This window comes from Bartonella sp. AA86SXKL (assembly GCF_042196885.1).
The window spans coordinates 1-434 of the sequence record NZ_JBHIRE010000237.1 but is presented as its reverse complement, the minus strand read 5'-3'; the positions used below and the strand labels follow the sequence as shown (position 1 = coordinate 434).

Here is a 434-nt window from a genome sequence, read left to right as displayed (position 1 = left end):
TTTTTACTTCACGTTTTTTCACTGCTTATCCATTTTTTAAGTATATGGTTGACAGATATTTGCCCGATTTATTGAAGATTAATTCCATACACCCCTCCCCAAAGATAAAACAACGAACCCTTTTACTATCATAAAACGTTATAGGCATCAATCACAGAATTCAAACAGCAATAATGCTGTTTTCATCCTGTATTTTTTCCCTTTAATCCAAAGTTTTTTAAATCTTTCCGAGCACCTGTAATTCCCGCAAAGCAGCAGCATCACGGGCAGAGACATCAGGATACGCTGGATCACTTCCAACATCTTGTGTATAGCGCCATGACCGTGCACATTTTGTACCCAAAGCCTTCCTTGGATATACACCAACACCTTCAACATCACTTAGAATAAAAGCATCTGAAGGTGGGACACCCTGAGTAATTGTTAAAGCACTG

1 protein-coding gene is annotated in these 434 nt (G+C 38.7%); it reads right to left on the bottom strand.

Going from position 1 to position 434, the window contains the following annotated elements; genetic code table 11:
* Nucleotides 1–217: 217 nt before the first annotated feature.
* Nucleotides 218–434: hypothetical protein (locus ACFIO5_RS11210; RefSeq protein ID WP_375705448.1), on the bottom strand; the 217-nt coding region annotated here is incomplete at its 5' end.